This window comes from Phenylobacterium sp., from assembly GCF_004299445.1.
Classification (GTDB): domain Bacteria; phylum Pseudomonadota; class Alphaproteobacteria; order Caulobacterales; family Caulobacteraceae; genus Phenylobacterium.
The window spans coordinates 1-17,438 of record NZ_SCTC01000042.1 but is presented as its reverse complement, the minus strand read 5'-3'; the positions used below and the strand labels follow the sequence as shown (position 1 = coordinate 17,438).

At 67.2% G+C, this 17,438-nt stretch carries 18 protein-coding genes, 1 tRNA gene and 1 pseudogene; 5 read left to right on the top strand and 15 right to left on the bottom strand.

Translation table 11 applies throughout. The features are described 5' to 3' along the window. Positions 1-3: 3 nt before the first annotated feature. The 10 genes from EPN98_RS11025 to EPN98_RS10980 form a co-directional block, all read right to left on the bottom strand. Complete coding sequence (locus EPN98_RS11025) at positions 4-474, bottom strand: hypothetical protein (RefSeq protein WP_293362747.1); 471 nt, start codon at positions 472-474, stop codon at positions 4-6. After that, positions 471-884, bottom strand: coding sequence for a hypothetical protein (locus tag EPN98_RS11020; protein ID WP_293362746.1), 414 nt, complete (start codon positions 882-884; stop codon positions 471-473). Before EPN98_RS11020 ends, EPN98_RS11025 begins: the two co-directional genes overlap by 4 nt. Before the next feature lie 119 nt (positions 885-1,003). After that, a complete protein-coding gene (locus EPN98_RS11015; protein WP_293362745.1) occupies positions 1,004-2,497 on the bottom strand; it encodes an NAD(P)/FAD-dependent oxidoreductase in 1,494 nt (497 codons plus the stop codon). Positions 2,498-2,579: 82 nt separating this feature from the next. After that, complete coding sequence (locus EPN98_RS11010; RefSeq protein ID WP_293362744.1) at positions 2,580-3,164, bottom strand: histidine phosphatase family protein; 585 nt, start codon at positions 3,162-3,164, stop codon at positions 2,580-2,582. Positions 3,165-3,175: 11 nt separating this feature from the next. Further along, positions 3,176-4,255 (bottom strand): phosphotransferase, encoded by a 1,080-nt coding sequence (locus EPN98_RS11005; protein WP_293362743.1) that lies wholly within the window; start codon positions 4,253-4,255, stop codon positions 3,176-3,178. Beyond that, positions 4,252-4,605 (bottom strand): nuclear transport factor 2 family protein, encoded by a 354-nt coding sequence (locus tag EPN98_RS11000; RefSeq protein ID WP_293362742.1) that lies wholly within the window; start codon positions 4,603-4,605, stop codon positions 4,252-4,254. Before EPN98_RS11000 ends, EPN98_RS11005 begins: the two co-directional genes overlap by 4 nt. Continuing rightward, a complete protein-coding gene (locus EPN98_RS10995; RefSeq protein WP_293362741.1) occupies positions 4,605-5,840 on the bottom strand; it encodes an FAD-dependent monooxygenase in 1,236 nt (411 codons plus the stop codon). Before EPN98_RS10995 ends, EPN98_RS11000 begins: the two co-directional genes overlap by 1 nt. 916 nt (positions 5,841-6,756) lie before the next feature. Further along, positions 6,757-6,846 (bottom strand) — tRNA-Ser (locus EPN98_RS10990). A gap of 149 nt (positions 6,847-6,995) precedes the next feature. Then, complete coding sequence (locus tag EPN98_RS10985) at positions 6,996-7,595, bottom strand: FxDxF family PEP-CTERM protein (RefSeq protein WP_293362740.1); 600 nt, start codon at positions 7,593-7,595, stop codon at positions 6,996-6,998. 300 nt (positions 7,596-7,895) lie between these two features. Continuing rightward, positions 7,896-8,168 carry a sel1 repeat family protein gene (locus tag EPN98_RS10980; protein WP_293362739.1) on the bottom strand — a complete coding sequence of 91 codons (273 nt, stop codon included), beginning with the start codon at positions 8,166-8,168 and terminating at the stop codon, positions 7,896-7,898. 285 nt (positions 8,169-8,453) lie between these two features. Here EPN98_RS10980 and EPN98_RS10975 point away from each other — a divergent pair, with 285 nt between their 5' ends. After that, positions 8,454-8,969: an RcnB family protein gene (locus EPN98_RS10975; protein WP_293362738.1), complete on the top strand. Its 516-nt coding sequence runs from the start codon at positions 8,454-8,456 to the stop codon at positions 8,967-8,969. Between the two features lie 2 nt (positions 8,970-8,971). On the opposite strand, the gene gatB is transcribed toward EPN98_RS10975, so the two are convergent. Beyond that, positions 8,972-10,468, bottom strand: a complete 1,497-nt coding sequence (gatB, locus tag EPN98_RS10970) for an Asp-tRNA(Asn)/Glu-tRNA(Gln) amidotransferase subunit GatB (protein ID WP_293362737.1) — start codon at positions 10,466-10,468, stop codon at positions 8,972-8,974. A gap of 129 nt (positions 10,469-10,597) precedes the next feature. On the opposite strand from gatB, the gene EPN98_RS10965 reads away from it, so the two are divergent. Next, on the top strand, positions 10,598-10,909 hold the full coding sequence (locus tag EPN98_RS10965; protein WP_293362736.1) for a hypothetical protein: 312 nt from the start codon (positions 10,598-10,600) through the stop codon (positions 10,907-10,909). 66 nt (positions 10,910-10,975) lie between these two features. On the opposite strand, the gene gatA is transcribed toward EPN98_RS10965, so the two are convergent. The 3 genes from gatA to EPN98_RS10950 form a co-directional block, all read right to left on the bottom strand. Next, complete coding sequence (gatA, locus tag EPN98_RS10960) at positions 10,976-12,448, bottom strand: Asp-tRNA(Asn)/Glu-tRNA(Gln) amidotransferase subunit GatA (RefSeq protein WP_293362735.1); 1,473 nt, start codon at positions 12,446-12,448, stop codon at positions 10,976-10,978. Between the two features lie 2 nt (positions 12,449-12,450). Then, complete coding sequence (gatC, locus tag EPN98_RS10955) at positions 12,451-12,738, bottom strand: Asp-tRNA(Asn)/Glu-tRNA(Gln) amidotransferase subunit GatC (protein WP_293362734.1); 288 nt, start codon at positions 12,736-12,738, stop codon at positions 12,451-12,453. Between the two features lie 141 nt (positions 12,739-12,879). After that, positions 12,880-13,782 carry a sulfotransferase domain-containing protein gene (locus EPN98_RS10950; RefSeq protein ID WP_293362733.1) on the bottom strand — a complete coding sequence of 301 codons (903 nt, stop codon included), beginning with the start codon at positions 13,780-13,782 and terminating at the stop codon, positions 12,880-12,882. Positions 13,783-13,891: 109 nt separating this feature from the next. Here EPN98_RS10950 and ruvX point away from each other — a divergent pair, with 109 nt between their 5' ends. Further along, on the top strand, positions 13,892-14,359 hold the full coding sequence (gene ruvX / locus EPN98_RS10945; protein WP_293362732.1) for a Holliday junction resolvase RuvX: 468 nt from the start codon (positions 13,892-13,894) through the stop codon (positions 14,357-14,359). A 24-nt stretch (positions 14,360-14,383) separates the two neighbouring features. Here ruvX and EPN98_RS10940 read toward each other — a convergent pair. Continuing rightward, a pseudogene (locus EPN98_RS10940) lies at positions 14,384-14,976 on the bottom strand (DUF1993 domain-containing protein). Between the two features lie 51 nt (positions 14,977-15,027). Here EPN98_RS10940 and EPN98_RS10935 point away from each other — a divergent pair. Further along, positions 15,028-16,008, top strand: coding sequence for an aspartate carbamoyltransferase catalytic subunit (locus tag EPN98_RS10935; RefSeq protein ID WP_293362731.1), 981 nt, complete (start codon positions 15,028-15,030; stop codon positions 16,006-16,008). Beyond that, the gene (gene pyrC, locus EPN98_RS10930) at positions 16,005-17,294 is read left to right on the top strand and encodes a dihydroorotase (protein WP_293362730.1); all 1,290 of its coding nucleotides are present in this window, start codon (positions 16,005-16,007) and stop codon (positions 17,292-17,294) included. Before EPN98_RS10935 ends, pyrC begins: the two co-directional genes overlap by 4 nt. The last annotated feature ends 144 nt before the right edge of the window (positions 17,295-17,438 follow it).

Sequence of the window (17,438 nt, the reverse complement as noted above, 5' to 3'; positions counted from 1 at the left end):
CGCCTACCCAGGCAGGGTGAAGTTCGAGTCCATGACGCAGCGCGCCTCGCCGCGGGGAACAGCGACGGTCGCCGGCTTCCCCGGTCCCGGCGCGAAGAACCAGCGGCCCTTGTCCGTCGTGACCGTCAAGGTGCTGGGGCTGGTGAACTGGCAGACCGGATAGGTCTCGGTCCCCCACCCTGCCCCGTATCGCAGGGCGCGACAGTCCATGTGGCCGAACTGGCGGCCGAACACGACGTTCTCGTAGTTGGTGGCCTTGGGCGCCTTCAGCTTGCGGGCGGTGAACTCGTTCTCGGTCAGTTGCGGGCACGGCGGTCCCTCGACCTTCGCCTCGGCCGCCCGACCGAACGCCAGGTCGCGCTGGCGCAGATAGTCGCCGCCATACAGCCAGCCCGCGAAGCCGAGGAAGATCAGCAGCCCGCCGGCCATGGCCAGCTTCTGGCCGTTGGTGAGCTTGCGTCGGCGCGGCTTCATCCCAGTCCCCTCGACCTTGCCGGCGACCCGGCCATCACGCAGCTGGCCCCGCCGCCGGGCGAAACCGTCACCACCACCGGCCGGCCGGGGCCCGGGCGGAATTGCCAGGCGCCGTCCACCGTCCGCACCTGGACGTCCCCCGGCCGCGAGAATCGGCAGACCGGATGGAATGTGTCGCCTCGGCCGCCGTTCTCATAGATCGGGGCGCACTCCACCTCGCCGCGCCGACGGACGAAGGTGGCCGCCCCGTACTCGAAGCTGCGCAGGCCGGCGCCCAGCTCCTGCATCATCTCGGCCTCGGTGACCTCGGGGCACGGCGGCCCCGCGACCGTCCAGGCCTTGGCGTCGGCGATGCGCGTGGCGCGGATGGTCAGATAGCGCGCCGTCAACCCGCCGAGGAGCAGTGTCACGGCCAAGGCGCCCATGGCGGGCCACAACCAGCCCGGCGCGGACTTTCGGTGCGTGCGCAATCGAAGCACTCCAGGTTACAGACGTAACTCGGAGCAAGATTACGAACGTAAGTCAACCGTCAGGCGGCGAGCTTTTCCGGCGCCTTCACGGCCTGACCAACGCGATTGCCGAAGCGCAGGACGCCGTCCTCGAGCTTGGCGTAACGCAGGCTCATCAGATCCATCGCGTAGTTCTGGTTCAGTTTCCACGGGACCCTGTCGCCCTGCTTGGGGAACTTGGCCATGGCGCGCTGAACGTAGCCCGACGAGAAATCGAGCCAGGGCTCGAAGGTCACCGACGGGTCGGTATTCACGGGCGTCGCCTGGCGCTGGCCGGTGGCCTTGAGGTGGTTCAGCACGCGACAGACATACTCGCACGTCAGGTCGCACTTCAGCGTCCAGGAGGCGTTGGTGTAGCCGAAGGCCGAGGCCAGGTTCGGCACGCCCTCGTACATCATGCCCTTGTAAGCGAGCGTCCTGGACGCATCGATCCGCGCGCCATCGACGCTGACCTCGATGCCGTTCCAGACTTCCAGCACCAGGCCGGTCGCCGAGACCACGACATCGGCCTGCAGCTCCTGACCCGACTTCAGACGGATGCCGGTCTCGGTGAACGTCTCGATGTGGTCCGTGACGACCGAGGCGCGGCCGGACTTGATCTCGTTGAACATGTCCGCATCGGGCACCAGGCAGAGCCGCTGGTCCCAGGGGTTGTAGCTGGGCGTAAAGTGCCGATCGACGTCGTAGTCCGGACCAAGCTGGTCGCGCACCATCTTGATGATATTGGCTTTTACGGCCTCGGGCTTCTTTCGCGCCAGGTTGAAGAAGTACATGCCGAACAACACGTTGCGCCAGCGCACGATGTCGTAGGCCAGCTTGCCCGGCAGCTTGGAGCGCAGCCAGTTGGCCATCTTGTCCTCGGCGGGACGGCTGACGACGTAGGTGGGCGAGCGCTGCAGCATGGTCACGTGGCCGGCGGTCTTGGCCATCTCGGGCACCAGGGTCACGGCCGTGGCCCCCGAACCGATCACCACGACCTTCTTGCCGGCATAGTCGAGGTCCTCGGGCCACTTCTGCGGGTGGACCAGCGCGCCCTTGAAGGTTTCGACGCCCGGGTACTCCGGCGTGTAGCCGCCCTCGTACGAATAGTAGCCGCCGCAGAGGAACACGAAGTGGGCGGTGAACTGCTGGATCTTGCCCGCGACCTCGGCCTCGATGGTCCACCGGGCGTCCGCGGTCGACCACGACGCCCGCTTGACCCTGTGATTGTAGCGGATGTGCCGGTCGATGCCGTTCTCGGACGCCGTTTCTCGCACGTACTTCAGGATCGACGGCCCGTCGGCGATGGCCTTGGCCTCGGTCCACGGCTTGAAGGCATAGCCCAGGGTGTACATGTCGCTGTCCGAGCGGATGCCGGGATAGCGGAACAGGTCCCAGGTGCCGCCGATGGCGTCGCGGCCCTCAAGGATGACGTAGCTGCGGTCCGGACACGCCGTCTTGAGGTGATACCCGGCGCCGACGCCTGAAAGGCCCGCGCCCACGATCAAGACGTCGAAGTGCTCGACAGCAGCCATGCCAGATCCCATCCCTGAGGTGTTGACCCTAGGATAACTGATCAGCGTTCACATACCAGACGCAAAAAAGCGCGACGAGGCTTCAGGCGGCGCCGATCGGCTCTCTCAGGTGGCCCCGGTCGTTGAGGCAGACCACGTTCCGCTGGCCGGTCCGGGCGCACATGTAGCGGTGGACGGATGTGTAGTCGGGCTCGAAGAACAGGCGCGGCGTCATCCCCAGGACATGGGCGGTCCAGACGTTGATCACGCCCCCGTGGCAGAACACGACCACCCGGCGCCCCGAATTGGCCTCGACGATCCCCTCCAGCGTCTCGACGACGGTCTCGTGGAACGTCCCGATGTCATGGCCGTGATCGCCGGTCGCCATGGCCAGCCAGGCCTCGTAGTTGTCGCGCTTGAGCTCTTCCATCGGGACGTAGCTCCCGGAGGCGCGGTCGAACTCGCAGATGCCGTCGTGGCAGTCGACGTCATGCCCCCGCAACGCTGCGTAGGGCTCGGCCGTCTGACGCGCGCGCAGCATGGTCGAGGAGAAGACCGCATCGATCTTTTCGTGCGCAAGCCAGGCGGCCACGCGCCTCGCCTGCTCGTGACCCACGGACGAAAGCGGCGGATCGGAGGTGTCGTGGCGGCGTTCGGGTAGGCCGTGGCGGACCAGGATCAGTTCCAAGGGGCAGTCCTCTAAGCAAGCGCCGACAGCGCGTTGTGGTCCAGGATGTGGTCGGCGGCGCTGCCCAGCATCTGCATGAACATGTCGTCCCCGCGCGGCGTCTGGATCACCACCATCGAGGCGAAAAACGCCGTCAGGAACAGCTGGAAGGCGCCGACGCCATAGTCGCGCCGGAGGTCGTCCATAGAATAGCCGGTGACGCCCAGACGGGTGAGCTCCGCGTGGTACAGCGCCAGCAGCTCGGCCTCGTGCGCCCGCCGGACGTCCGCAGGCAAGGCGCCCGCCAGGAAGTAGGCCACGTCGGTGGCGCCGACCGCATAGGTGAAGGACTGCCAGTCCAGCACGGTGACCGGATGGCCGCCCGCGGCCGTGCCGAACATCATGTTGTCCGGGCGGAAATCGTGGTGAGCCAGGGTGCGTGGCCCCGTCTCGCGCCCGCCGAACTGGCTCCAGCGGCTGGTCAGCGCCTCGCCCACTTCGATCCAGTGCGGCTGCAGACGCTCGGCATAGCGGGCGCGGAAGCCCTGCCACAGGTTGCCGACAAGGTCGGGCGTGACCGCGCTGGCCGGCGCCGCCTTCGAGCCCTGGACCCACGGCAGATCGTCCAGGCTCTCGTCCCCCCAGAAGGAGCCGTGAAGTCGGGCCGCCTGTTCCACCACCAGCTTCGCCTGATCCAGCGTCACGCCCTTGAGCTGGTCGCCCTGCTCGGCCGGGGCGAGGTCCTCCATCATCAGCACGAACTCGCCGCCCGTGGCGTCCGTGTCGGTGAACCAGCAGCGCGGCGTCTGCACCTGGGCCCGGGGGGCGAGCTGCTGGTAGAAGCGCACCTCGCGCAGGTAGTTGCCCAGCATGATGCCGGTGCCGCGGCTGGTCTCGTCGGGCGACGGGAACTTGCCCACCAGCGACCGCGGGGCGTCCTCCGCGTCGCGTTCGTACGTCAGCTTGAAGCGCACGCTCTCGCCGATCTGGCCGGTGCCGACGTTCTTGGCCTCGAACGACTTCACCACTGCATCGACGCCGGCCTGCTGCAGCACGGCGGTGAGCCAGGCGGCGTCGATGGCGGCCGGCCGGCGGATGTCGGGGGTCGTCATGCGGGCAGCTGGTGGACGTAGACTTCGTTCAGCGCGATCCGGTCGCCGTCGAGGATGACGAGGTCGAAGCCGCGCATCCGGCCCTTCACGCCCTCGTGCTCGAACTCGGCATACCAGCGGCCGCAGAACCCCCCGGGGATCGGCCAGGTCTCGTCGGGCGTATAGGTGATGGCCGGCGTCGCGGCGAAGAGGCCGGTGAGGTACGCACGAAGGGCCTCCTGCCCCTTGAGGCCGGCCGGCGTCTGGGGATCCTTGTAGTCGCAGTCCTCGGCGTAGAAGCCGCAGAGGCGGTCCACGTCCTTGTCGGTCCAGGCCTGCAGCCAGCGGGCGTTGTAGTCGGCGATGTCCATTACGCGGTTCCCAGCACGCGGGCGCGGTGCTCTTCGGTGAAGGCCTCGGGCGGAAGGGTCTCGGGCCCCGCCATGACGGCGAACGAGTGCATCCGAAGCGACGGGTCGGCGGCGGCGCGCTCATGATAGCTGTGGCGGCGCGCCCTGGCCGCCTCGCCGAATTCCATGTCGAGGGCCGACTGGATCTGACCGGCGAAGCGAAGCCGCCGCATCCGCTCGGCGCGCTCCTCGGCATACGGCGCGAAGGCGGCCACGGACCAATCGTCTGACGCCTTCAGGATGTCGCTGACGATCCGGACGTCGCGGTAGGTGATCGACAGGCCCAGCCCGATGATGGGATCGTTCCAGCCGGCCGCATCGCCGACCAGAACCACGCCGGGCGCGAAGGGCTGGTCCGTCCAGGCGTCGGCATTGATGTAGCTGAACAGCGGCCCGGCGGGCGTGCCGTCCACGATATGGCGGTTCTCAGGGCTGCAGTTCAGCCGGAAGGCGTCCAGGAAGCGGCGCGGGCCATCCTCGCCCTTGAAGCGCCGGGCCTCGTCCAACGCATAGCCGCCGTAGAGGCGGATCCTGCCGCCGCCCTGGGGGAACGCCAGGAAGCCGAAGTCGCCCTCGGTGCCGATGGCCTGGAGATCGTCGCGCCAGCCCGGCGCGCCCTCGACCAGGAGGCCCGCGAACCAGTGGTGCGGCTTGTCCTGATGCAGCGTGATGGCGGCCGTCTCGCGCACGTGCGACGTGCGGCCGTCGGCGCCGACGACCAGACGGGCCGAGGCCTCGCGGGTCTCGCCCCCGACCTCGAAGGTCACGCGGGGCGACGCGCCGACCTCCACGCTGGCGACGCGCACTCCACGATGCGCCTGCGCGCCGGCCGCCTTCGCGGCATCGAACAGCGTCTGGCAGTGCTTCGGGTGGCCCAGGCAAAGCGGGCCCGGCACGCCTTCGCGGAAGAGGCTCAGCGGAAGGGCTTCGGCCTCGGCCGCAGCCGGGTCCCTGCCCTCGTCGAAGGTGACATGATGGGTGATGTGGTGGCCGCCGGCGTTCATGAGCAGGTCGTACAGCCCCAGGCGCTTCACCTCGTCGACGCCCCACGGCGCGATCCACTCGCCGCGGACCCGGTCCTGGTAGACCTCGGACTGTTCCAGCAGCAGGACCGACTTGCCGGCCTGCGCCATCACCTGCGCCAGGGCCGAGCCGCCGATGCCGCCGCCCACGATAATCAGGTCGTATCGCTGCACGTCCGCTTCCCTCGCCGGCTGACTCCCGCAGCCGTGCGAACATCCCTCCACGGCGCCGTGGGGTCATTCAAGTGCCGGTGGCGTAGCGTTGACACCAAAGGGCGCAGAAGCCCCCAATGCACTTTGGGGGTGAGCATGCCAGGAATTCCACTTTTAGTACTGGCGCTTACAATCGCGGCGCTGAGTTTGACGGGCCAAGCCCGAGCGGAAACCGTTGAGTACGGTTACATTATCCCGCCGGACGCTGACGACAACGGATTCGGAGTGCTGGTCGTATCACCCGGCACCGCGTTCGCCCCAAACACCGACTATTCCCTCACGCTTGAGAGCGGCGACCTGACATTTGGCGCTTGGTATCTGAGGGCGTACGCGACGTACGAGGAGCCCTATGAGGATGGCTCTTCAGGGTTCGAATTCACGAATATGGTAGTCAGAGTGAATGAACAAGCGGTCTTTTATTCGGGCGCTAACCGATACGAACCAGGTATACAATTATCGCGAGCTTGAAAGACAATATAGCTCACTTCCGATATTCAATCTTCACCCCACCAGCGTGTACATCGACGATCGAGATTTTGATCCACGGTCGTGTAACTATCACGTTCAGACGCCGCTCTATGCACCGGATTTCACCTATTGGCATGCCCACAACACCGTGGGCGGCCCTGGATACCTCACGAGCGGATCCCCCACCCCTGAACCTACCATCTGGACATGCCTCCTCCATGGGTTCGGCATCACATGCGCCGCACTAAGGCGACGATCTTCGCTTAGAACCTGAACGAGTATCGGGCCTCTCAAGAGGAGGCGTCGCTAGCGTTGAGTTTCACGCGGTCCTTAGCGTGCCAGCCTGGCAGCCCAGCAAGGTCGACTGGTCCTGCCGAAGCTCGATACTTCCTCTCGAACTCGAAGGGGGTGGCGGTGACGGAGGGATTCGAACCCTCGATACGCTTTCACGTATGACGATTTAGCAAACCGTTGCCTTCAGCCACTCGGCCACGTCACCAGCGCGCGGACGGCGTGCGCCCGCGGGAGGGCGGTTCTAGCGGACCAAAGGCGATCTGCCTAGCCGCTCGGGCGCGTCGAATTCACTCCCTGAACGCACGACGCCCCGAGCATGCGGCCGGGGCGTCGTTCACGTTGAGCCCGCAGCGATCAGGCGTGAGCCAGGCCGCGCGCCGTGTTGCGCCGACGGAGCATGGCGCCCGCGCCGCCGAAGCCGGCGATCATCAGAGCCCAGCTGGCGGGTTCGGGAACCGCCGCCCTGGCACGTTCGAAGGTCGCCGTCGCGCCGTAGACCGCGTCGGGACCCGCCGTGCCGGAGATGATGAGCTGCTGGGATGCGCCGAAGCTCACCGGGAAGGCGCCGCTGGAGGCGGTCACCGTCACGCCGCCGCTGGCGTTGTTGGTGAGGGTGAGCGGGATGTTGTTCCCGTTGAAGCTCATCGAGATCGCCTGGATCGAGCTGTTGGCGGCGAAGCCGATCGAGCTGAGCGTGAAGCCGACGATACCGTTCGGAAGGAAGAAATCGAAGGTGTCGGTGAAGGCGTCCGTTGCGCCGTTGTAGATGCTGGTGCTGACCGTCTCGCCGGGGATGCTTTCGGCGCCAGCGACGTCGAAGCCGTTGTTACCGAAAACGACGGAGATGTTGCCCGTGGCCGATACGGTCCACGGATCGACGTAGGTGGCCGCCACGGCGGATGACCCGCCGAACATGAGGATCGTGGCCGATGTGGCGAGAGCAAGCTTGTTCACTGAGAAGCCTCCAGAGAGTGTCCCTGGGCGCTCAAACAAATTTTGGTCACATTTGTTCCAGGGAAACCCTGACCGGGGCCGTTTTACAATCATCAGGGGAATATACCCCCGCCCGACGACAGAAACCGATCAACGTAAGCTCTGCCTCAATGAGCGGCTTGGCTACGAGATATTGAGGCAAGCTAATGGCAGTGCTTGCAGCCGCACAGCTAAGCTTACGGACAACTGTCGGGTAGCCGACAGTCAGTCACTTGCCTTCGAACAGGTCCCGGACCCAACGCCGGGACCTTGTCCGTCAGATCAGCCCCGAGCCAGCCACTGGCGGGCCTGGCGCTGGGCCTCGGCCACTTCGTCCGTCGCCATCTCGTCGGCGATTTCCTTGCGGTAGACCTTGGCCTCGACCGAGCCACGCATGGCCGCCAGATTGAACAGCATATGGGCCGAGACATAGTCGAGCGGCGCGCCGCCCTGACCCGTGGAATAGAGCAGCCCCAGTCGGAACAGCTCGTCGCCCGTCGCCTCCGGAGTCGGCAGCGGCAGGCCATCAGACTTCGTGTCGATGCTCGCCAGCATGGTCGTTATCCCTAACTGACCGGCAAGCTCGATTCTTCGAGCCCTTCACCGGTCTACGGGAGAAGAAAACCAAGGTCGCGCTGAACACATGGTTAAGAGCGCCGTTGTCGAATCGACAGGAATGACCCCTGAGACACCCTGCCGCACTCGCGTAGCCTGTTATCCGGGCTGCCAGGGACGGCCGATAGGCTTCCAACTGAAGCCTGAAAGCCACACTTTGTGGAGAACGTCGCTGTCGCCGCGTTCAGGGAGAGTTCAGCCTCGCCTCGCCATGATCGCGCCAAGATGAAGCGCCTGCTCCTCCTTATGGCCGCCGTGGCCTGCGTCACCGCCGCGACTCCGCCGGCGGCGCTCGCCTCGCCGCGGGATGACCAGGAGCGCGGCCGAACCGAGCGCCAGGACCGTGACCGCACGCGCGAGTCCGGAGAGCGTGAACGCGGCGAACGCCGCGACGATCGCGCCGCCGGACGCGACCCAGACGCCAACCGCGGCCGCGCGCCGGTGCTGGGTTACGGCGACGAGCGCTCGCGCTATGCCCCCCGCCCCCGCTATGAGCCTCGCCCGCAGGACGACGAGCGCCCGCGCTATGGCGGCGGTCCGCGGCCCCAGGGCTTTGCGTCGCCGCCGCCGGCCGCCCGGCGCGGGGGCTACCTGCCGCGGAACTTCAACGGCGACGTCGTCGACGACTACCGCCGCTACCGCCTGCGCACCCCGCCCGCGGGCTTCGCCTGGGTGCGCGTCGGCGGCGGCTTTGCGCTGGTGTCGATCTCCGACGGTCAGATCTTCGACATGGTGCAGTAGGCCTAAAGCCCCAGCTTGCTCTTCAGCAGCTGGTTGATGACGCCCGGGTTCGCCTTGCCGCCGGTTTCCTTCATCACCTGACCCACGAACCAGCCGATGGCCTGAGGCTTCTCCTTCACCGCGGCCGCCTGGCCGGGGTTGGCGGCGATCAAGGCGTCGATGATGCTCTCCAGGGCTCCGGTGTCGGACACCTGCTTCAGCCCCTGCTTCTCGACGATCTCGGAGGCGGCGCCTTCGCCGTTCCACATGCGCTCGAAGACGTCCTTGGCGATCTTGGAGGAGATGACGCCCTCCTCGATCAGTTGCACGAGTTCGGCGATCGCCGCCGGCGGGATCGGGCTGTCCTGGATATCGATGCCGCCCGCGGTGAGGCGCGCGGCGAGGTCGTTGGTCACCCAGTTCGCCACCAGCTTGGCGTCTCGGCCCTTGGCGGCGGCCTCGTAGAAGTCGGCGCGGGCTTGCTCGATGATGAGCACGCCGGCGTCGTAGGCGGTCAGCCCATACTGCGACTGCAGGCGCGCCTTCTTGGCGTCGGGCAGTTCGGGCAGCTCGGCCTCGATGCGCTTGATCCAGGCCGGGTCCAGAGTCAGGGGCAGAAGATCGGGCTCGGGGAAGTAGCGATAGTCCATCGCGTCTTCCTTGGAACGCATGGACCGCGTCTCGCCCTTGTTGGGATCGAACAGGCGCGTCTCCTGATCGATCTTGCCGCCGTCCTCCAGGATCTCGATCTGCCGGCGCGCCTCGAACTCGATCGCCTGCTGGATGAAGCGGAACGAGTTGACGTTCTTGATCTCGCAGCGCGTGCCCAGGTGGCTGAAGTCACCCGTGGCGCGGAACTTCTCGTAGTCGCCGGGGCGGCAGACCGACACATTCACGTCGGCGCGAAGGTTGCCCTTCTCCATGTCGCCGTCGCACGTGCCGAGATAGATCAGGATGGTCCGCAGCTTCTTGACGTAGGCGGCCGCCTCTTCCGGCGAGCGCATGTCGGGTCGCGACACGATCTCCATCAGGGCCGTGCCCGAGCGGTTCAGGTCGACGAAGGTGGCGTTCGGGTCCTGATCGTGCAGCAGCTTGCCGGCGTCCTGCTCGAGGTGCAGCCGTTCGATGCGCACGGTGAAGATGGAGCCATCGTCGCGCTCGACGATGACCTCGCCCTCACCGACGATCGGGTCCTTGAACTGGCTGATCTGATAGCCCTGGGGCAGGTCGGGATAGAAGTAGTTCTTCCGGTCGAAACGCGACCACTCGTTGATCTGCGCCTTCAGGCCCAGACCGGTCTTGATCGCCTGCTCGACGCAGTGGCGGTTGATGACAGGCAGCATGCCGGGCATGGCCGCGTCCACCAGGCTGACCTGGGCGTTCGGCGCAGCCCCGGCGCCCACGGCGGCGCCCGAGAACAGCTTGGCGTTCGAGGCGACCTGTGCGTGCACTTCCAGGCCCAGGACCATCTCCCACGGGCCGGTGCGGCCCTGGATCACTTTGGTTTGCGTCTCACTCATGGCCGGGTGTTACCCAACCGCCGCGGAATCTGCCAGCGCGCGCACATCCCCTCTTGCACTTTTGCCTCGAATTGGACTCAACCTTCTGCGCGTCTAAACGACGCTTAGACCGGGGAAAAGGAACACCCAATGAAGACTCTCGCCTTCGCCGCCGCGCTCGCCGTGGCCGCGATTTCCGCGCCCGCCGTGGCGCAGGAACACCAGGATCACGCCCCGGCCGCTGCGCCTGCCTCGGGCAAGCTGTCGGTGGAAACCACGCCGATCGGCGACATCATCAAGAACGAGAAGGCCAAGGCGATCCTCGAAACCGCCCTGCCGCCGATCAGCCAGTTCTACGACCAGATCGCCACGATGACGCTCAGCCAGGTCGCCCCGATGAGCCAAGGCGCTCTCGACGACGCGAAGCTGAAGGAAATCCAGGCCGCGTTCGACAAGCTCTAAGAGCCGCCGACAGGTCAGAAACGGGAGCACCCGCCGGTCAGTCCGGCGGGCGCTTTCGTTTTCGGGCTACCACCACTTCTGGGGCTTGGCGCGGAAATCGGCGGCCTTCTCGATCGCCGAGCCCAGCGAGAACAGCGTGCCCTCGTCCAGGTTGCGGCCGATCAGCTGCAGGCCCAGCGGCAGGCCGCCCGCGTCCACGCCGGCCGGCACGCTCATGCCCGGCAGGCCCGCCAGGTTCACCGTCACCGTGAAGATGTCGTTCAGGTACATCGCCACCGGATCGTCCGACTTCTCGCCCAGGGCGAAGGCGGCCGACGGCGCGGTGGGCGTCAGCAGCGCGTCACAGGTCTTCCAGGCCTGGTCGAAGTCGTCGGCGATGCGTCGGCGCACCTTCAGCGCCTTCAGGTAATAGGCGTCGTAATAGCCGGCCGAGAGCACATAGGTGCCGATCAGGATCCGGCGCTTCACCTCGGCGCCGAAGCCTTGGGCGCGGGTCTGCTCGTAGGTCTCGGTCAGGTTCGCGCCATCGACGCGCAGGCCGTAGCGCATGCCGTCATAGCGGGCCAGGTTCGACGAGGCCTCGGCGGGGGCGATGATGTAGTAGGCGGGCAGCGCGTACTTGGTGTGCGGCAGGCTCACCTCGACGATCTCGCAGCCGGCGTCCTTCAGCCAGGCGATCCCCTGCTCCCAAAGCTTCTCGATCTCCGGGGGCATGCCGTCGACCCGGTATTCCTTGGGGATGCCGATCCGCAGGCCTTTCACGGACTTGCCGCAGAAGCTCGCAAAATCCGGCACTTCGATCGGCAAGCTCGTCGAGTCCTTCGGATCGTGGCCCGACATCGACGTGAGCAGGAGCGCCGTGTCCTCGACGGTCCGCGCCATCGGCCCGGCCTGGTCCAGCGACGAGGCGAAGGCCACGATGCCCCAGCGCGAGCAGCGGCCGTAGGTGGGCTTGATCCCGACCGTGCCGGTGAAGGCGGCGGGCTGGCGGATCGAGCCGCCGGTGTCGGTGGCCGTGGCCCCCAGGCAGAGATCGGCGGCGACCGCGGCGGCCGAGCCGCCTGACGAGCCGCCGGGCGTGAGGTTGGCGTTGGAGCCCCTCGCCCGCCAAGGGTTGGCCACCGGCCCCCAGGCCGAGGTCTCGTTGGACGAGCCCATGGCGAACTCGTCCATGTTGAGCTTGCCCAGCATGACGCCGCCGTCGCGCCACAGCTGCGAGGTGACGGTCGACTCGTAGGCGGGCTCGAACCCGCGAAGGATCATCGACCCGGCGGTCGACTGGACGCCCTTAGTACAGAACAGGTCCTTGATGCCCAGCGGAGCGCCTTCCAGCGGGCCGGCCTCGCCGCGGGCGCGACGCGCATCCGAGGCCTGGGCCATCTGGATGGCCTTTTCCGGGGTCTCGACAACGTAGGCGTTCAGGGGCCGCGAGGCCTCGATGGCCGCCAGATGCGCCTTGGTGATCTCTTCCGACGAGAAGTCGCCTTTCGCCATCCCCTCGAGGGCGGCCTTCAGCGTGAGCCCGGTGAGTTCGGACATGGCTATTCCACCACCTTGGGCACGACGAAGAAGTTGTTGGCGGACTTGGGCGCGTTGCCCAGGACGCGGGCCGGGTCGCCGCCGTCGGTGACGACGTCGTCGCGCATCGGAAGCGTGGTGTGAACGGCCGTGGTCATCGGCTCGACGCCGTCCGTGTCCACCTCGTTCAACTGCTCGATCCAGTTGAGGATGCCGGAGAGCTCCGTGGCGAGCTGGTCCAGCTTCTCTTCGGGCTCAGCGATCCGCGCCAGCCTCGCGACCTTGCGTACGGTCGCGGCGTCGATGGCCATGACCATCCCTCCCAAAGCCCATCCATCGGAAGGGCGCATTTCAAGCAAGTGTCGGGCGCGCCGACAGCTCGCCCGGTTCAGAGGGCGTGGGTTAGCCGCGGGAGGCCCTCCATTGCAAGTCGCGTGACGGGGCGACAGACCCTACAGCCCCCCGTGAGCCAGCCACCGGGCGCAATCGGGCCCCAGTTCGGCCAACGCGCGCGCCTCGTAGGCGGCGATCTCGTCGGGCGAGAGCACATCGCGCCAGCGGCCGTTGACGCCCTTGTTGATGAAGGACTTCGCCCCGCCGTCGAAGATCGCCCCGCCCAAGGGCGCGACGTTCTCGGCGTTGGCCTTCATGTACTCGAACGAGCAGTGCTCGAGGATTGTCGGCCACTGATCCTCGGCGATATCGCAGTCCAGGAAGTCGGCGATCGCCCGCATCTGGCCTTCCAGGTCGGCCTTCAGGTCGGCGAAGTGGACGAGCTTGACGTTGGGCAGGCGCCGGGCGTCCCACCATGTCCTGATGTTGTCCCAGTAGCCCCAGAACGGCCAGCCGTCCTCAGCCAGCCAGGTCCGGAAGTAGCTGCGGATGTCGGGATCCGGCTCCGGCATCGGCGGGCCCACGAGGCCGGGCGTCTCGTTCAGCAGCTGGTACCAGAACGCGTTGCCGCTGCAGTGATGGTTGTAGAGGCTCCAGACCACGTCGCGGCCGTCGCGGGCGACGTAGAGGTACTTGGCCTTCGGCGAGAACGTCAGCGCGTCAAGCGGCAGGTGGGTCTTGACGATCCGCCGATGCGTCTGGGCCTCCAGGCGCTCCAGCGTGTCGGGCGGCATCACGCGCAGGTCCAGCCACGGCGAGATGTCGTGAATCGGCACGTCGGGGCGCCCGGCGAACACCAGCTGGCCGACGATCTGCTGGGTCCAGGTCGTGCCCGACTTGGCGTAGGTCGCCACGATCACATCGTCATCGCGAAACGCGAAGCGGTCCCAGATCGTGGAGTCCATGTGGTGGTTGAGCAGCTCGCGGGTCTTGACGGGCCAGGCGACGGTCTTGTCGGTCATTCGAAGTCCAGATCGGTTGTTCGGTCCGGCAGATACGGTGGATCGGCCCGACAGGACTAGGCGCAAGATCGCCGAACACCTCTGCGGAAACAGGTGCTAAGACGCCGCGATGGCCGTCGTCGATCTCCTGGAACTGCCCGCCCTCCTGCCCCGCCACGCCGCCGTGGTGGGCCTGGACCTGGGCGAGAAGACCATCGGCGTAGCGGTGTCGGACGCCGGCCGCTCGATCGCCAGCCCGCTGGGCCTGATCCGCAAGACCAAGTTCACCGACGACCTGGCCGCGCTCACGAAGATGATGGAAAGCCGCGAGGCCCAGGCCATCGTCATCGGCCTGCCGGTCAACATGGACGGAACCGAGGGCGCCCGCGCCCAGTCCTGCCGCGCCTTCGCCCGCAACGTCCTGCGTATCCGCGACCTGCCGATCGCCTTCTGGGACGAGCGGATGAGCTCGATGGCGGTCAACCGAATGCTGATCGACGAGGCCGACACGTCCCGCGCCCGCCGCGCCGAAGTGGTCGACAAGGCCGCCGCCGCCTGGATCCTGCAGGGCGCGCTGGACCGGCTGCGGAACGCCTAGAGGCGCTCCGCTCACCCGTTCCGATTACAGCCCGCCGGCGAACATGTCTGGTTTGCCCAGCGGGACGCCCCGGGCGCGCAGGATCGCGTAGGCTATCGACAGGTGGAAATAGACGTTCGTGGTCGAGAACCCCGTCAGCCAGGTCTGGCCCGGCAGTGTCGGCTCCATCATGCCCAGGTTGAAGGTCACCGGGACGTCCTCGCGGCCCGCCAGCTTTTCGGCCGTGAGGCCGGCGAGCCAGTCCTTCGCCTTGGCGATCTCGGCCTTGTAGCCGGCCAGGTCGAGGGTCTCGTCGATGCTCTCGGGGACCTCCAGGCCCGCCACGCGCGCCGGCCACTGCTTGGAGAAGTTGATCACGACCATGGCCTGGAAGCTCAACGGGTTCATGTCGCGACCAGCCGCCAGTTCAGCATGTCGGCCTCGGACACGCCCTTGGACGCCGCGAACGCCGCCCCCTTGGTCAGGATGTTGTCCAGGGTGGTGAGGGCCTTGGAATACAGATCGACGAATGTGTGCAGGCTGACGGTCACGGAATCCCCCAGGCGTTTGTGGTTCCCGCCGATGTAGGCCTCCCGGCAAGCCGTACAATGCCGCCCGCGAAGGAAACTGGGGATCATCCGTCGCGTCGGCTTCCCTTGCCGGTCGGGCCCCACTAAGAGGGCGCTTTAATGAGCGGCGCCCCTCCTGGTCTGAACGAGGTCCTTCAACGGACCTTCTCCTTCCCCAAGCGCCATTTCCTGTCGGCGACGGACTTGAACGAGGTGGAGGTCGCCAACCTCCTGGATCTCGCCGACGGATTCGTCAGCCTCAACCGCCAGACCTCGAAGAAGCTCGACCTGCTCAAGGGTCGGACGCTGATGAACCTGTTCTTCGAGAACTCGACCCGCACCCAGGCCAGCTTCGAGCTGGCCGGTAAGCGGCTGGGGGCCGACGTGGTCAACATGAGCCCGCGGTCGTCGTCGATCTCGAAGGGCGAGACGTTGATCGACACGGCGGTGACGCTGAACGCCATGCAGCCCGACCTGCTGGTGGTGCGGCACGCCTCGTCCGGCGCGGCCAGCCTGCTGTCGCAGAAAGTCGGCTGCTCGGTGATCAACGCGGGGGACGGGCAGCATGAGCATCCGACCCAGGCGCTGCTCGACGCGCTGTCGATCCGGCGCGCGTTTGGTGAGATCGCCGGGCTGAAGGTGGCGATCTGCGGCGACGTCATGCACAGCCGCGTGGCGCGCTCGAACATCGCCATGCTGCAGATGCTGGGGGCCAACGTGCGGCTGGTGGGGCCGCCCACGCTCATCCCGTCGGCCGCTGACCGCTGGAACGTCGAGGTCTTCCACGACCTGCGCAAGGGCATCGCCGGCTGCGACGTGGTCATGATGCTGCGCCTGCAGCTCGAGCGGATGGATGGCGTGATGGCGCCGTCGCAGCGCGAGTATTTCCGCTTCTTCGGACTGGACCGCGAAAAGCTGGCCCTCGCCGCGCCACATGTGCGGGTGATGCACCCTGGCCCGATGAACCGCGGGGTCGAGATCGACTCGGACGTCGCCGACGACCTTTCGGTGAGCCTGATCCAGGACCAGGTGGAGATGGGCGTGGCCGCCCGCATGGCCGTCCTGACCTCGCTGGCGGCCCGGCTGGAGAACGAGCGTTGAGCCGGCCTGTCGCGATCACCAACGCCCGCATCGTCGATCCGGCGTCGGGCTACGACGGCCCGGGTGGCGTCATTGTCACCGAGGGCGTCATCGCCGACGTCGCGAAGGGTAGCGGCCTGGGCGCCCTGTCCAGCGACGTCGAGGTCATCGACGCCGGCGGCGCGCTGCTGATCCCCGGCCTGATCGACATCCGGGTCAAGACCGGCGAGCCCGGCTTCGAGCCCAAGGAGACGCTGAAGTCCGCCGCCCAGGCCGCGGCGGCGGGCGGCGTCACAACCATGGTGCTCCAGCCGGACACCCACCCGGCCATGGACGAGCCCGCGGTGGTCGACTTCGTCCTGCGCCGCGCCCGCGACATCGAGCTCGTGAACGTCTATCCCGCCGGCGCCGCGACAAAGGGCTGCCTGGGCGAGCGGATGGCCGAGATCGGCCTGATGCACGAGGCGGGCTGCCTCTACATCACCGACGCCGACCGGCCGATCGTCGACTCCAAGGTCCTGCGCCGGGTGATGAGCTATGCCAAGGCGTTCGGCGTGGCCGTGGCGCACCGTCCGGCCGACCCCTGGCTGTCCGCCGGCGCGGCGGCCAGCGAGGGCGAGTTCGCCGCGCGCATGGGTCTGCCGTCGGCGCCCGCGGTGGCCGAACGGATCATGCTGGAGCGCGACCTGGCGCTGGTGGAACTGACCGGGGCGCCGTTCATCGTCGACCAGGTGACCACCGCCGGCGCCCTTGAGAGCCTGCGGCGTGGGCTGGATCGCGGCCTGCCGGTGACGGCGACGACGTCGATCAACCACCTGTCCTTCAACGAGATCGACATCGGCGACTATCGCACCTTCTGCAAGCTGGACCCGCCGCTGCGCAGCGAGGACGACCGCCAGGCGGTGATCGAGGCCGTGGCCTCGGGCCTGATCCAGGTGATCGTGTCGGCCCATGCGCCGGCCCCGGCCGAGGACAAGCGCCTGCCCTACGACGAGGCCGCCCCGGGCGCCGTGGGTCTGCAGACCCTGCTGCCGGCCCTGCTCGCGTTCCACCACGAGGGCCGCATTCCGCTGATGGACCTGATCCGCGCGGTGACGATCGCGCCGGCCAGGCTGCTGGGTCTGACCTCGGGACGGATCGCCAAGGGCGCGCCCGCCGACCTGGTGTTTTGCGACCTCAATGCGCCGGTGGTGATCGACGCCGACAAGCTGCTGTCGAAATCGAAGAACTCGCCGTTCGATGGCCGTCGTCTGCAAGGCAAGGTGCTGCGCACTATCGTCGACGGCAGGACGGTCTACTCGGGCTGACGGGCGGCCAGGAAGTCGCGAAAAGCGTCGCTCGCCTGCAACAGGTCGTGTGCTTCCAACTGGTGCGGCCCCTCATATCGAAGCGACCGCTCGTCACGAACCACCAGGTCCCCGCCGGCCTCCAGGCCGTTGCGATAGGCGCGG

Coding starts and splice junctions, on each gene's coding strand:
- EPN98_RS11025 (WP_293362747.1), bottom strand. CDS start 474: ATGAAGCCGCGCCGACGCAAGCTCACCAACGGCCAGAAGCTGGCCATG.
- EPN98_RS11015 (WP_293362745.1), bottom strand. CDS start 2,497: ATGGCTGCTGTCGAGCACTTCGACGTCTTGATCGTGGGCGCGGGCCTT.
- EPN98_RS11005 (WP_293362743.1), bottom strand. CDS start 4,255: ATGACGACCCCCGACATCCGCCGGCCGGCCGCCATCGACGCCGCCTGG.
- EPN98_RS11000 (WP_293362742.1), bottom strand. CDS start 4,605: ATGGACATCGCCGACTACAACGCCCGCTGGCTGCAGGCCTGGACCGAC.
- EPN98_RS10980 (WP_293362739.1), bottom strand. CDS start 8,168: ATGCTGGCGAGCATCGACACGAAGTCTGATGGCCTGCCGCTGCCGACT.
- EPN98_RS10975 (WP_293362738.1), top strand. CDS start 8,454: ATGAAGCGCCTGCTCCTCCTTATGGCCGCCGTGGCCTGCGTCACCGCC.
- gatB (WP_293362737.1), bottom strand. CDS start 10,468: ATGAGTGAGACGCAAACCAAAGTGATCCAGGGCCGCACCGGCCCGTGG.
- EPN98_RS10965 (WP_293362736.1), top strand. CDS start 10,598: ATGAAGACTCTCGCCTTCGCCGCCGCGCTCGCCGTGGCCGCGATTTCC.
- gatA (WP_293362735.1), bottom strand. CDS start 12,448: ATGTCCGAACTCACCGGGCTCACGCTGAAGGCCGCCCTCGAGGGGATG.
- gatC (WP_293362734.1), bottom strand. CDS start 12,738: ATGGCCATCGACGCCGCGACCGTACGCAAGGTCGCGAGGCTGGCGCGG.
- EPN98_RS10950 (WP_293362733.1), bottom strand. CDS start 13,782: ATGACCGACAAGACCGTCGCCTGGCCCGTCAAGACCCGCGAGCTGCTC.
- ruvX (WP_293362732.1), top strand. CDS start 13,892: ATGGCCGTCGTCGATCTCCTGGAACTGCCCGCCCTCCTGCCCCGCCAC.
- EPN98_RS10935 (WP_293362731.1), top strand. CDS start 15,028: ATGAGCGGCGCCCCTCCTGGTCTGAACGAGGTCCTTCAACGGACCTTC.